This window comes from Sphingomonas sp. NFR04, assembly GCF_900114095.1.
Classification (GTDB): Bacteria; Pseudomonadota; Alphaproteobacteria; order Sphingomonadales; family Sphingomonadaceae; genus Sphingomonas.
Genome location: NZ_FORV01000006.1, coordinates 117,927 through 130,050, shown reverse-complemented (window position 1 = coordinate 130,050; position 12,124 = coordinate 117,927). Strand labels below are relative to the sequence as shown.

Genomic DNA, 12,124 nt, shown 5'->3' with positions numbered 1-12,124 from the left:
CATGCGCCCGGACCTGCGAAAACCCTATTCGGAGAGGTGCTTAGGGGAAGTACCCAATGGCGGCGCACCGGCTTCTTCGCCAGCCGCCTCGCCCTGCTCGCGGCGCTTCTGCAGCGACTCGGTGGCCTCCGCCCTGGCGGGATCGAACAGATGCCCGAAGGCGAGACCGAGCATCAGCGCGGCGGCACCGGCCTTGCCCCGCGTGCGGCCAAGGCCCCAGCGGACCAGCAGCGGTATCGCCAGCACGATCGCCGCCGCGACGGCCCATGGCAGCATGCCGCTCAATCGGCGTGCTTGGGCCGCAGGCTGGTGAAGCTGCGGTCCCAGCGCACCGCGGTCACATAGGCGAGCGGGTCGAACCACGATCCCTCGCCGTCGAAGCTGTGCGTCACCAATTCGGCGCGCCCCGCGATCGTCGCCAGCGGCACAGGACCGTCCAGCCCCAGCTCGTCCGAGCCGAAGCGGCTGTCGGCGGACTGGTCGCGATTGTCGCCCATCAGGAAAACATGGCCCGCGGGTACGGTGATCGGCCCATACTTGTCGCCGGGGCTGAGGAAGCCGTTGGGCAGCACGGTATCGCCTAGGTCGATCACATCGTAGCTGGCGCCGTTCGGCAGTGTCTCGCGATAGAGCGGCGGTTCGCAATAGAGCTTGCCATCGGCCTCCCGCGTGCGGAACGCGGCGATCGGACCCTCGTCGCACGGCACCGCCACGTCGACTGGGATCCTGGCGCGCCCCTCGGCGACGCGCGGCACGGGCTTCCCGTTGAGGATCACCACGCCGCGGCGGACCGCCACCGTGTCGCCCGGCAGGCCGATCACCCGCTTGATCAGATCCTCGCCGTCGCCGCGCCGTACCACGAGGACGATGTCGCCGCGCGCCGGCGTGCCGCCGAACAGCCGCGCGGCCGCGATGTCCTTGCCGTGGAGCAGCAACGAGGCCTGCGAGAAGCCATAGGGGAATTTGCTGGCGACCAGCCGGTCCCCGGTGCGCAGCGCAGGCATCATCGATCCCGAGGGGATGTAATAGGGCCGCGCCACCGCGCTTTGGAACAGGAAGAAGATACCCAGCGTCGCCGCCCAGCCGGCCAGCGTGCGCTTCCAGCCCGGCTTGGGTTCGGCCATGGCGTCAGGCGATCTCGTGGCTGCCATCGAGCAGTTCGCGTGCATCGAGGCCGAGCAGCGCGATATGATCCTTCACCCGCGGCCAGAAACCGGTGAGGAAGCGTTCGCGCTCCGCCGTCCGCAGCCGCTCGACCGCGCCGGGCACCACGAACATGCCGACGCCGCGACGGACCTCGACATAGCCGTCGTCCTGGAAGCTCTGATAGGCCTTGGCGACGGTGAGCGGGTTCGCGCCATGCTCGGCGGCGAGCGCGCGGACCGAGGGAAGCTGGTCCCCGGCGCGGTACTGGCCGCGCAGGATCGCCGCGGCGATGATCGCGCGCAGCTTGAGGTAGACCGGGCTGTCTTCGTGCTCCAGGGCTGTCATGCTGCCATAATACAGCACGTGGCTTCCGAGTCCATACTCAGGGATTCCACCGATGGACGATCTGGGACAGTTCGCCGCGCGGGCGCTCTTCCAGCGGACGCGACGGCGTGCCGATAAAGACGAAGCCGGCGATGCGCTGGCCGTCGCTGCCGAACAGGTCGCGCACCGCATCCGAATAGGCCGGCCAGCCGGTCAGCCAGCCGCCGGCAAAGCCCATGGCGTGCGCGGCGTGGAGCAGGTTCATGCAGGCCGCCCCTGCCGAGAGCTCCTGCTCCCACAGCGGCACCTTGTGCGGCTGGACGGGGGCGGAGAGCACCACCACCAGCGCCGGTGCCTGGGTGGCGAATTGCGCTGCGGCTTCCTCGTCGCGTGCGGTCGCGTCGGGCTTTTCGGCGCGCAGGATCTCGACCAGCTTCAGCGCGAGCGCGGGGCGCGCTTCGTCCGGCACGATCACGAAGCGCCAGGGGGCGAGCTTGCCGTGATCGGGCGTGCGCGCGGCGATCGCCACCATCTGGTCGAGCTGCTCGGGACTCGGGCCCGGCGCCGCCAGGTCGCGCGGCTTGCCCGATCGGCGGGTCTGGAGGAGGCTGAGCGGCGTGGTGCGGTCGTTGAAGGTCATGCCCCGCGCTCTATCGCCTGGTATCGCCTGCAACAACCGCTCTTCACAGGAGCGCGCAGGCCGCTAGTCTGCGCCGCTTTGGCGGGCACGAACCCGCGAGGTCGCATAGGGAAACATCGGTCGCATGGCATCTGTTGCAACGGGCGGGGGCGTACCCGCTACGGCAAAAACGCTCCTTGGACACCCGCGCGGGCTGTTCATGCTGTTCTTCGCCGAAATGTGGGAGCGCTTCTCCTATTACGGCATGCGGGCGATCCTGGTCTTCTACCTGACCAAGCATTTCCTGTTCGGCGAAAGCCCCGCCTACGCGGTGTACGGCGCCTATACCTCGATGGTGTACATCACCCCCGTGCTCGGCGGCTATCTGGCCGACAAGTATCTGGGCGCGCGCAAGGCGGTGTTCGCCGGCAGCCTCTTCATCGCGCTCGGCCATCTGCTGATCGCGCTGGTCGAGGGGCCCTCCGGCCAACAGGGTGGGTATCTGCAGGGCTTCTATGTCGGCCTGGCCTGCATCATCGTCGGCACCGGCTTCCTCAAGGCCAACATCTCGGTGCTGGTCGGCCAGCTCTATCGCCGCGACGACCTGCGCCGCGACGGCGCCTTCTCGATCTTCTACATGGGGATCAATCTCGGCGCGTTCATCGGCCCGATCCTGGTCGGCTATCTCGGCGAGCGCGTCGGCTGGTCCTGGGGCTTCGGTGCCGCCGGCATCGGCATGCTGCTCGGCACGGTCGTCTTCGTGCTGTTTCGCGGTGACCTGCACGAAGCCGGCAAGCCGGCGGATGCGGCGCTGCTCGCCGCGCGCACGCCGGTGGTGCTGTCGCGCGAATGGCTGATCTATCTCGGTTCGGCCGCGGCGGTCGGCGTGTCCTATCTGCTGATCAGCAACGAAAGCCTGGTCGGCACGCTGCTGCTCGCCACCTTCGGGCTCACCTTCCTCTACATCTTCTATCGCGCGCTGTTCACCCTGCCCAAGGTCGAGCGGATGCGCATCTTCGGCGCGCTCTACCTGATCGCGCTCTGCCCGCTATTCTGGGCGCTGTTCGAGCAGGCGGGCTCGTCGCTCAACGTGTTCACCGATCAGCGCGTCGACCGCCACCTGTTCGGCTGGGAAATGCCCGCCTCCTGGTTCCAGTCGGTCAACAGCTTCTGGATCATCACCCTGGCGCCGGTGTTCGGCGGCCTGTGGGTGTGGCTGGGCAAGCGCGGGCTGGAGCCGAGTGCGCCGCTGAAGTTCGCGCTGGGGCTGATCCAGGTCGGCCTGGGCTTCGTGGTGCTGGTGCTGGGCGCGGCCAAGGGCGATGCGCTGACGCCGATGCTGTTCGTGGTGCTGCTCTACCTGCTGCACTCCACCGCCGAGCTCTGCTTCTCGCCGGTCGGGCTGTCGAGCATGACGCGCCTGTCGACCGGATCGATGGTCGGGCTGATGATGGGCACCTGGTTCCTGTCGACCGCGGCGGGCAATTTCCTCGCCGCCAAGATCGCGCAGGCGACGGGCGGCGAAGGCGCCGGGCCGGAACGCGTGCTCGACGTCTATTGGTCGATCGGCTGGTACATCATCGTCATCGGCGTGATCGCGGTACCGGTCAGCTGGTGGATCGCCAAGCTGATGCATCTCGATACGATCGGCAAGGACGAGGCAGGCCATGGCCTCGCCGGGGAATCGACGCTGGCCGAACCGGCTGCCGCCGGCACCCGCACTACCGGCGAGGAGCGCTAAGAGGGACGGGGCGCCGCGGAAATGGGGGCACAGCGGCGCCCCTGTCGTTCGCCCGAGGGGGAGTGGGCGAACGAGTCTCGAAATCAGGCCGCGAGCGGCAGGAACGCCAGCGCTTCCTGCTCATTGGCTGCCGCGAGCGCACGGACGTTCGCGGTGCTCGTCTGGCCAGTGGCGGCCATACGGCGATGGGCGAAATAGAGCGCGATCAGCGAAAACATGGGAACCTCAATACAGCTTTGCTGCAATGCAGCGCGGGCGCCGCATCTGGTTGCCTCCGCGTGAGTCCGCAACTGCAAAGCCGCTTCCCCCCAGTTGCAGTTGCTGCAAGTGCGAACGTTTTCCCTGCCAGAACGCAAAAAGGCCCGGCATCGCTGCCGGGCCTTTTCCGTATAAATACGAATGGCGCTTACCAGATGTGCACGCGCTGCTCCGGCGGCAGGTACAACTTGTCGCCCGGCTTGATGTCGAACGCCTTGTACCAGGCATCGACGTTGCGGACGATGCCGTTGACTCGCGCGGTCGCCGGCGAATGTGGATCGGTGAGGAGCTGCTGGCGCTGCGCATCCTCGCGCACCTTCGTCCGCCAGGCCTGCGCATAGGCGAGGAAGAAGCGCTGGTCGCCGGTGAGCCCGCCAATGCTCTTCGCCTTGCCGTGCTTGGCCTGGTACTTCTGATACGCCCCGTACGCCGCCTCGACGCCGCCGAGATCGCCGATATTCTCGCCCAGCGTCAGCCGTCCGTTGATCTTGGTGCCGGGCACCGGCTCATAGGTGTCGTACTGGCCCGCGAGCGCCTTGGTGCGCGCGGCGAAATCTTCCTTCGCCTTGGGCGTCCACCAATTCTCGAACTTGCCGGTGGGGCCGAACATGCTGCCCTGGTCGTCGAAGCCATGGCCCATCTCGTGGCCGATCACCGCGCCGATCGCGCCGTAATTCACCGCCGGATCGGCATTGGGATCGAAGAAAGGCGGCTGCAGGATCGCCGCCGGGAAGGTGATCTGGTTGAGCGAGGGGTCGTAATAGGCGTTCACCGTCTGCGGCGTCATCGCCCACAGGCTGCGATCGACCGGCTTGGGGAAGCGCGACAGCTCCAGCCGATGCTCGAATTCGCCCGAACGCATCACATTGCCGAGCAGATCGTCGCGTTCGACCTTCAGCGTCGAATAATCGATATAGGTTTGCGGGTGGCCGATGCGCGGCTCGAACGCCGCCAGCTTGGCAAGCGCTGCCTTGCGGGTTGCCTCATCCATCCAGGTCGAAGCCTCGATCCGCTCGCGATAGGAATCGCGCAGATTCTCGATCAGCTCGGCCATCTGCTTCTCGGATTCGGGCGGATAGTATTTGGCGACATAGGCCTTGCCCACCGCCTCGCCGAGCGCACCGTTGACCATCTGCACGCCGCGCTTCCAGCGCTCGCGCTGGACCTGCACGCCGGAGAGCGTCTTCGAGTAGAAGTCGAACCGCGCCTGGTCGAACGCCTTGGGCAGATAGGTCGCGTGATCGCTGACGAAGCGATAGGCGAGATAATCCTTCCACGTGGCCAGCGGAATGGCGGCGAAGATCTTGCCGAGCGCGATCAACGCGGTGTTCTGGGTCATCAGGATCTGCGGCGAACTGTCGACACCGTACGTCTTCAGCATCAGCGCCCAGTCGAACTCGGGGGCCTTGGCCGTCAGTCCCGCGATCGACTGCGGATCGTTGAGCTTGACCAGGTCGCGGCTCTGCTCCGGCGACCATTGCACCTTGGCCATCGCGGTCTCGAGCGCGACGATCGCGTCGGCCTTGGCGCTCGCATCGGGGATGCCGGCCAGTTCCTGGATCTGCTGCACATAGGCCCGATAGGCCTTGCGCACCGCATCGAACTTCGGCCCCTGGTTGAGGTAATAGTCGCGCGGCATGCCAAGGCCGCCCTGGCCGACGGCGGCGGTGTATTTGGTCGGATCGGCGAAGCCCGGAGTCACGCCGACCTCGACCGGCGAGGCATAGCCGGTGGTGGCGAACAGCACCTGCAGCGCGGTCTTGTCCTGCACGCCGGCGATGCGATCGAGATAGGGTTTGAGCGGCGCGGCACCGCGCGCGGCGATACCCGCTTCGTCCATCCAGCTCGCATAGAAGTCGCCGACCTGCTTGCCGCTGGCACCATAGGCGTCGGGATTTTTCGCCATGTCGTCGAGCAGCGCGCGGACATTCGCCTCGGCCGCGACGACGAGGTCGACGGCAACGCCGGCCGAACCGCGGTCGGCGGGAATCTGGGTGCGTGCCGCCCAGCCGCCATTGGCGAAGGTCCAGAAGTCGTCGCCGGGCTTCACGCCGGTCTGCTGCGCGGCCAGATCGACACCGAAGCTGCCATATTTGGGCTTGCCGCTCTGGGCGAGCGCAGGCGCGGCGACGAGCAGCGCAACCGCACTGGTCAGCAACAAGGAACGACGCATTTTCATGATGTTAGGCTTCCCCACCACGTGTGTGTTAGCCAAGTGTAACGGGGGGTGCGGGACGCCGCAATGGTATTTTGTTACAAGTGATACTGTCCACATGCGTTGCTCCTCTCCCTTGAGGGAGAGGATAGCGGAGCTTGGCGGCTTGCCGCCTAGCGTAGCTTGGAGAGGGTGAGCGGCTGCAACGCAGCCGCGCGAGGCAGCGCCTCGCAATGCCCCTCTCCCTCCCACCGCCTTCGGCGGCGGGCCCCTCCCTCTCCCCGGTGGGGAGAGGGTTGTTTAGGACACCCTATTGGCGACCAGATCGTCGACCACCGCGGGATCCGCGAGCGTCGAGGTATCGCCCAGGCTGCTGACATCGCCTTCGGCGATCTTGCGCAGGATGCGGCGCATGATCTTGCCCGAGCGCGTCTTGGGCAGGCCCGGCGCGAACTGGAGTGCGTCCGGCGTTGCGATTGGCCCGATCTCGCCGCGCACCCAGTCGCGCAATTCCTTGCGCAGCGCCTCGCTGGCCTCGACGCCGGCGTTGAGCGTCACATAGGCATAGATGCCCTGCCCCTTGATGTCGTGCGGCATGCCGACGACGGCGGCCTCGGCCACCTTGTCGTGGAGCACCAGCGCGCTCTCCACCTCGGCGGTGCCCATGCGGTGGCCCGAGACGTTGATCACGTCGTCCACCCGGCCGGTGATCCAGTAATAGCCATCGGCATCGCGGCGGCAGCCGTCGCCGGTGAAGTATTTGCCGCGATAGGTGGTGAAATAGGTCTGGAAGAACCGCTCGTGATCGCCCCAGACGGTGCGCATCTGCCCCGGCCAGCTCCGCGCGATGACCAGATTGCCCTCGGTCGCGCCCTCCAGCAGCGCGCCGTCGCCGTCGACCAGCTGCGGCTCGATCCCGAAGAAGGGCATCGAGGCCGAGCCTGGCTTGAGCGCGGTGGCGCCCGGCAGCGGCGTGATCATGTGCCCGCCGGTCTCGGTCTGCCACCAGGTGTCGACGATCGGGCAGCGCCCCTCGCCCACCACGTCATGATACCAGCGCCATGCCTCCGGGTTGATCGGCTCGCCGACCGAGCCGAGCAGCTTGAGCGACTCCCGGCTGGTGGCGGTAACGTAGCTGTCGCCTTCCTTCATCAGCGCGCGCAGCGCCGTGGGAGCGGTGTAGAGGATCTCGACCTGGTGGCGATCCACGATCTGCCACATGCGCCCGGCGTCGGGCCAGGTCGGCACGCCCTCGAACATCAGCGTGATGCCGCCGTTCGCCAGCGGGCCATAGACGATATAGCTGTGCCCGGTGACCCAGCCGATATCGGCCGCGCACCAATAGACCTGCCCCGGGCGGTAATCGAACACGACCTCGTGGGTATAGGCGGCCCAGAGCAGATAGCCGCCGCTCGAATGCAGCACGCCCTTGGGCTTGCCGGTCGAACCCGAGGTGTAGAGGATGAACAGCGGGTCCTCGGCATCCATCGGCTCGGCCGGGCAATCGGCAGAGACCTTGGCGGCTGCCTCGTGATACCAGAGATCGCGGCCGGGCTGCATCGCCACCTCGCCGCCGGTCGCCTGCACCACGATGACCTTCTCGAGCACCGGCGCGTGGCGTTGCGCGGCATCGACATTGGCCTTGAGCGGCACGCGCTTGCCGCCGCGCCGCCCCTCGTCGGCGGTAATCACGATGCGGCTGTCACAATCGACGATGCGGCCGGCCAGTGCCTCGGGGGAGAAGCCGCCGAATACCACCGAATGGACCGCGCCGATCCGCGCGCAGGCGAGCAGCGCGACGGCCGCTTCGGGGATCATCGGCATGTAGACGGTGACGCGGTCGCCCTTCCGCACGCCTTCGGCCTTCAGCACGTTGGCGAAGCGGCAGACCTGTTCGTGAAGCTCGCGATAGCTGATCCGGCGCGCCTCTTCCTTGGGATCGTCCGGCTCCCACAAGATCGCGGTCTGGTCGCCGCGCGTCGCCAGATGACGGTCGAGGCAGTTGGCGGCGACGTTGAGCTTGCCGTCGGCGAACCAGCGGATGCGGAAGTCGGCTTCGTCGAAGGACCAGTCCCCGGCGGTCTGCGGGGGCACGATCCAGTCGAGCCGCTTGGCCTGATCGAGCCAGAACCCGTCCGGGTCGGACAGGGACTGGGCGTGGAGACGTTCATACGCTGCGGCATCGACGCGGGCGTGCTTTGCCCAGGCTTCCGGCACCGGATACAGATTTTCGCTCATCGAGACCCCTCCTGGTCGGCGGGCATCTAGGAGCGCAAGGGGTGGGTAGGCAAGGCACCCGTGGTTGCAACATCGTTACAATGTGCAAACAAATTTCGGTGGAACCGGGAAACCGTATCAGCCATATAAAACGCTATGGCACGACCTGCGCTTGCTCTGTTGCTCTGTGCGGCGCTGCCGCTTGCAGCCTGCTCCACCGGTTCCAGCCATCCGCAGCAGGCCTCTGCCCCGATCGATCTGCCCGATCGCTTTTCGGTCGACCCGCAGGTGCAAGCCCGCGAGGATCTGGTGCGCTGGTGGGACAGGTTCGACGATCCCATGCTCGGCCAGTTGATCGGCCAGGCGCAGACCGCCAATCTCGACATTGCCCAGGCGGTGATCCGGCTGCGCCAGGCGCGCGAGTCGCTGGTCCAGTCGCGCTCGGCCCTGCTGCCGACGGTGAGCGGATCGGCCGGCTATTCGCGCAACGAGCCGCTGCGCGGCGGCAGCGTCACCACGCAGCTGCCCGACGGCACCATCGCCTCCTTCTCGCAAGGCGGGAGCAGCAACTTCTCGCTGGGTCTGGACGCGAGCTACCAGGCCGATCTGTTCGGCGGGGTGCGCAGCGGCGTCCGCAGCGCCCAGGCGACCTATGAGGCCGCTGGGTTCAACCGTGCCGCGGTGCTGCTCTCGGTGGAATCCGAAACCGCGCGCAACTATGTGCTGGCGCGGCTGTCCCAGGCGCAGCTGGCCAATGCCCGCGAGAGCCTCGCCATCCAGGACGAGAACCTCCAGATCGCGCAGTGGCGAGTGCAGGCGGGGCTCGTCTCCTCGCTGGACGCCGAGCAGGCGCGTGCCCAGCGCGCCCAGACCGCCGCCTCGATCCCGCAGCTCCAAAGCAGCTATGCCGCCAATGTCGCCCGGCTGGGCGTGCTGACCGGCCGGGCGCCCGGCGCGCTGCGAGCAGCGATGGAGACGTCCAAGCCAATCCCGCGCGGTCCTGCCAGCGTCGCCGCCGGCATCCCCGCCGATGCGCTGCGCCAGCGGCCCGACGTGCGCGCGGCCGAGCGCAACCTCGCCGCCGCCACCGCGCAGATCGGCGTGTCGCGCGCCCAGCTCTATCCCAGCCTCGCGCTCGGCGGCAGCGTCAGCGCCGGCAGCGGTTCGGTGCGGTCGCTGCTCGACATCATCACCGGCCGCGCCTTCGCCAATGTCGCGCAGACCATCTTCGATGCGGGCCGGCTGCGCAGCCAGCTCCGCTCGGCGCGGGCCGGGGCGGACGGCGCCTTCATTAGCTACAAGGCCAGCGTGCTGCAGGCGATGGAGGAGATCGAGAATGCGATCGTCGCCCTCCAGGCCGCGCGCGAGCGCGAGGCGGCGTTCCGCACCGCGCTGGAAGCCGCAACCAACCAGGCGCTGCTCGCCCGCTTCCAGTATCGCTCGGGCCTCACCGACTTCACCACGCTCAACCAGTCCGAAAGCGCACTGCTTTCGGCCAAGAACGGCCTGTCTCAAGCCGAATCCGAACAGGCGACCGCGCTGGTCCAGCTCTATGTCGCTCTCGGCGGCGGCTGGGACGAAGCCGCGCCGATCTCGCCCCTCCCTCCAAGAACAGGCAGCGCCACCGATGGCCAGTGAACCGCAGGACCTCGACACCTTTCTGGGCACCAAGCGGCGTCCCTGGTGGCGGCGCAACCTGCGCTGGATCATCATCGCGCTGGTCGTGGTGGTGCTGGGGCTGCTGGTCTCGCGCTGCTTCGCGCCCAAGCCGCCGCCCAGCTATATCACCGCACCCGCCGAGAAGGGCGCGCTGTCGGTCACCGTCTCCGCCACCGGCCGGCTGGCACCGATCCGGCAGGTGACGGTGGGCTCGGAAATCTCCGGCCTCGTCCTCAAGGTGCTGGTCGACGTCAACGACCGCGTGACCGAGGGGCAGCCGATCGCGATCATCGATCCCTCGCGGCTCGACGACACGATCACGCAGAGCCGCGCGACCCTCTCGGCAAACCAGGCGGCGGTGGCGCAAACCCAGGCGACCCTCGACGAGGCGACCGCGCAGCTGCGCCGCATGGAAGAGGTCAGCCGGCTTTCGGGCGGCAAGGTGCCCGCCAAGACCGAGCTCGACACCGCCCGCGCCGCCGTCGCCCGCGCCCGCGCCAACCTGCGCTCCGCGCAGGCCAACGTCGTCTCCGCCCAAGCCTCGCTCTCCTCGAACCAGACGCAGCGCTTCAAGTCGATCATCCGCTCGCCGGTGAACGGCGTGGTGCTCGCCCGCCAGGTCGATGCCGGCCAGACCGTCGCCGCGCAGTTCAGCACGCCGAACCTGTTCGTGATCGCGCAGGACCTGACCCACATGAAGCTGGAGGTCGCGATCGACGAGGCCGATGTCGGCTCGGTCAAGGTCGGCCTGCCGGCGAGCTTCACCGTGGATGCCTTCCCCGGCCGCACCTTCCCGGCGCAGATCACCCGCGTCGACCTTGGCTCGAACCTCACCGCCTCGACCGCGACGACGAGCGCCACGACCAGCACCACCACCACCGCCAACCAGGTCGTTTCCTATGCCGCGATTCTATCCGTTGCGAATCCGGATCTGACGCTGCGCCCGGGCATGACCGCGACCGCGACGATCGGCGTCGAGAAGCTGGACAACGCACTGCTGATCCCCAATGGCGCGCTGCGCTTCACCCCACAGGATGCCGGCGCCAAGAATGGCGGCGGCGGAATCCAGTTCGGCCCGCGCCGCGAGGAGCAGCAAAAGGCGATCGGCCGCGGCAGCAAGCAGACGGTCTATGTCGTCGGCAGCGACGGCAAGCCGCAGAAGGTGGAGGTCGTCACCGGCCCCAGCGACGGCAGCCGTACCGCGGTGACCAGCGCCCAGCTCAAGCCGGGCATGAAGGTGATCGTCGGCGTCCAGGCCAATGGTGCGGCGAAACCCGCCAAGGACGACCAGAACTGACATGGCCGAGCCGCTGATCCAGCTCCAGGGCATCACCAAGACGTTCGGCGAGGGGCCGACCGCGTTCCAGGCGCTCAAGGGCGTCGATCTCGCGATCGATGCCGGCGCGTTCCTGGCGGTGATGGGGGCCTCGGGATCGGGCAAGTCGACGACGATGAACATCCTCGGCTGCCTCGATGTACCGACTGGCGGCAGCTATCGGTTCCGCGGCGTGCCCGTCGAAAAGCTCGATCGCGACCAGCGCGCCTATCTGCGCCGCCGCTATCTCGGCTTCGTCTTCCAGGGCTTCAACCTGCTCGCGCGGACGACGGCGCTGGAGAATGTCGAGCTGCCGCTGCTCTATCGCGGCGAGCACCGCAAGGCGCGGCGCGAGGCGGCAATGGCGGCGCTGGAGCAGGTGGGGCTCGATCGCTGGGCGGATCATACGCCCTCGGAGCTTTCGGGCGGCCAGCAGCAGCGCGTCGCCATCGCCCGCGCGATCGTAACGCAGCCCGATGTGCTGCTCGCCGACGAACCGACCGGCAATCTCGACAGCGAGCGCTCGGTGGAGATCATGAAGCTGCTCCAGCGTCTCAACGCCGAGCTCGGCATCACCGTGCTGATGGTCACCCACGAGCCCGAGATGGCGAGCTTCGCGCGGACGATCGTGCACTTCAAGGACGGGCTGGTGGAACGCACCGAAACCCCCGCCGGCATGGGGGTCTGAAG

Annotated in this window: 11 protein-coding genes; 4 read left to right on the top strand and 7 right to left on the bottom strand. The window is 67.7% G+C overall.

The features are described from left to right. Positions 1-24: 24 nt before the first annotated feature. From BM009_RS17020 to BM009_RS17005, 4 genes are read right to left on the bottom strand one after another with little or no spacing between them, the layout of a single operon-like run. Positions 25-276, bottom strand: a complete 252-nt coding sequence (locus tag BM009_RS17020) for a hypothetical protein (protein WP_139216665.1) — start codon at positions 274-276, stop codon at positions 25-27. Between the two features lie 5 nt (positions 277-281). After that, positions 282-1,124 (bottom strand): signal peptidase I, encoded by an 843-nt coding sequence (gene lepB, locus BM009_RS17015; RefSeq protein WP_093298023.1) that lies wholly within the window; start codon positions 1,122-1,124, stop codon positions 282-284. A gap of 4 nt (positions 1,125-1,128) precedes the next feature. Beyond that, positions 1,129-1,491, bottom strand: a complete 363-nt coding sequence (locus BM009_RS17010; protein ID WP_093298200.1) for a GntR family transcriptional regulator — start codon at positions 1,489-1,491, stop codon at positions 1,129-1,131. Positions 1,492-1,528: 37 nt separating this feature from the next. Then, the gene (locus BM009_RS17005; protein ID WP_093298021.1) at positions 1,529-2,110 is read right to left on the bottom strand and encodes a nitroreductase family protein; all 582 of its coding nucleotides are present in this window, start codon (positions 2,108-2,110) and stop codon (positions 1,529-1,531) included. A 124-nt stretch (positions 2,111-2,234) separates the two neighbouring features. Between BM009_RS17005 and BM009_RS17000 the strand changes: the two genes are divergently transcribed. Then, positions 2,235-3,830, top strand: coding sequence for a peptide MFS transporter (locus BM009_RS17000; protein ID WP_093298019.1), 1,596 nt, complete (start codon positions 2,235-2,237; stop codon positions 3,828-3,830). Between the two features lie 83 nt (positions 3,831-3,913). Here the strand turns inward: BM009_RS17000 and BM009_RS23185 are convergent, their stop codons facing one another. The 3 genes from BM009_RS23185 to acs form a co-directional block, all read right to left on the bottom strand. Next, entirely contained in the window at positions 3,914-4,048 is a 135-nt protein-coding gene (locus BM009_RS23185; protein WP_302847371.1) for a hypothetical protein, read from the bottom strand. A gap of 188 nt (positions 4,049-4,236) precedes the next feature. Beyond that, positions 4,237-6,267, bottom strand: coding sequence for a M13 family metallopeptidase (locus BM009_RS16995; RefSeq protein WP_093298017.1), 2,031 nt, complete (start codon positions 6,265-6,267; stop codon positions 4,237-4,239). A gap of 276 nt (positions 6,268-6,543) precedes the next feature. Next, a complete protein-coding gene (acs, locus tag BM009_RS16990) occupies positions 6,544-8,481 on the bottom strand; it encodes an acetate--CoA ligase (RefSeq protein WP_093298016.1) in 1,938 nt (645 codons plus the stop codon). Between the two features lie 135 nt (positions 8,482-8,616). On the opposite strand from acs, the gene BM009_RS16985 reads away from it, so the two are divergent. Genes BM009_RS16985 through BM009_RS16975 form a run of 3 tightly spaced genes read left to right on the top strand, consistent with a single transcriptional unit; the run spans position 8,617 to position 12,122 of the window. Further along, the gene (locus BM009_RS16985; RefSeq protein ID WP_093298014.1) at positions 8,617-10,098 is read left to right on the top strand and encodes an efflux transporter outer membrane subunit; all 1,482 of its coding nucleotides are present in this window, start codon (positions 8,617-8,619) and stop codon (positions 10,096-10,098) included. Beyond that, positions 10,088-11,416 (top strand): efflux RND transporter periplasmic adaptor subunit, encoded by a 1,329-nt coding sequence (locus tag BM009_RS16980; RefSeq protein ID WP_093298013.1) that lies wholly within the window; start codon positions 10,088-10,090, stop codon positions 11,414-11,416. Before BM009_RS16985 ends, BM009_RS16980 begins: the two co-directional genes overlap by 11 nt. A 1-nt stretch (position 11,417) precedes the next feature. Then, positions 11,418-12,122, top strand: coding sequence for an ABC transporter ATP-binding protein (locus BM009_RS16975; protein WP_093298011.1), 705 nt, complete (start codon positions 11,418-11,420; stop codon positions 12,120-12,122). Positions 12,123-12,124: the final 2 nt, after the last annotated feature.

Excerpts from the sequence above, each read along its gene's own strand:
- BM009_RS16985 (WP_093298014.1), top strand. The coding sequence starts at position 8,617 with ATGGCACGACCTGCGCTTGCTCTGTTGCTCTGTGCGGCGCTGCCGCTT.
- BM009_RS17000 (WP_093298019.1), top strand. The coding sequence starts at position 2,235 with ATGGCATCTGTTGCAACGGGCGGGGGCGTACCCGCTACGGCAAAAACG.
- BM009_RS17005 (WP_093298021.1), bottom strand. The coding sequence starts at position 2,110 with ATGACCTTCAACGACCGCACCACGCCGCTCAGCCTCCTCCAGACCCGC.
- BM009_RS16975 (WP_093298011.1), top strand. The coding sequence starts at position 11,418 with ATGGCCGAGCCGCTGATCCAGCTCCAGGGCATCACCAAGACGTTCGGC.
- BM009_RS16980 (WP_093298013.1), top strand. The coding sequence starts at position 10,088 with ATGGCCAGTGAACCGCAGGACCTCGACACCTTTCTGGGCACCAAGCGG.
- BM009_RS16995 (WP_093298017.1), bottom strand. The coding sequence starts at position 6,267 with ATGAAAATGCGTCGTTCCTTGTTGCTGACCAGTGCGGTTGCGCTGCTC.
- BM009_RS17010 (WP_093298200.1), bottom strand. The coding sequence starts at position 1,491 with ATGACAGCCCTGGAGCACGAAGACAGCCCGGTCTACCTCAAGCTGCGC.
- lepB (WP_093298023.1), bottom strand. The coding sequence starts at position 1,124 with ATGGCCGAACCCAAGCCGGGCTGGAAGCGCACGCTGGCCGGCTGGGCG.
- BM009_RS17020 (WP_139216665.1), bottom strand. The coding sequence starts at position 276 with ATGCTGCCATGGGCCGTCGCGGCGGCGATCGTGCTGGCGATACCGCTG.
- BM009_RS23185 (WP_302847371.1), bottom strand. The coding sequence starts at position 4,048 with ATGTTTTCGCTGATCGCGCTCTATTTCGCCCATCGCCGTATGGCCGCC.
- acs (WP_093298016.1), bottom strand. The coding sequence starts at position 8,481 with ATGAGCGAAAATCTGTATCCGGTGCCGGAAGCCTGGGCAAAGCACGCC.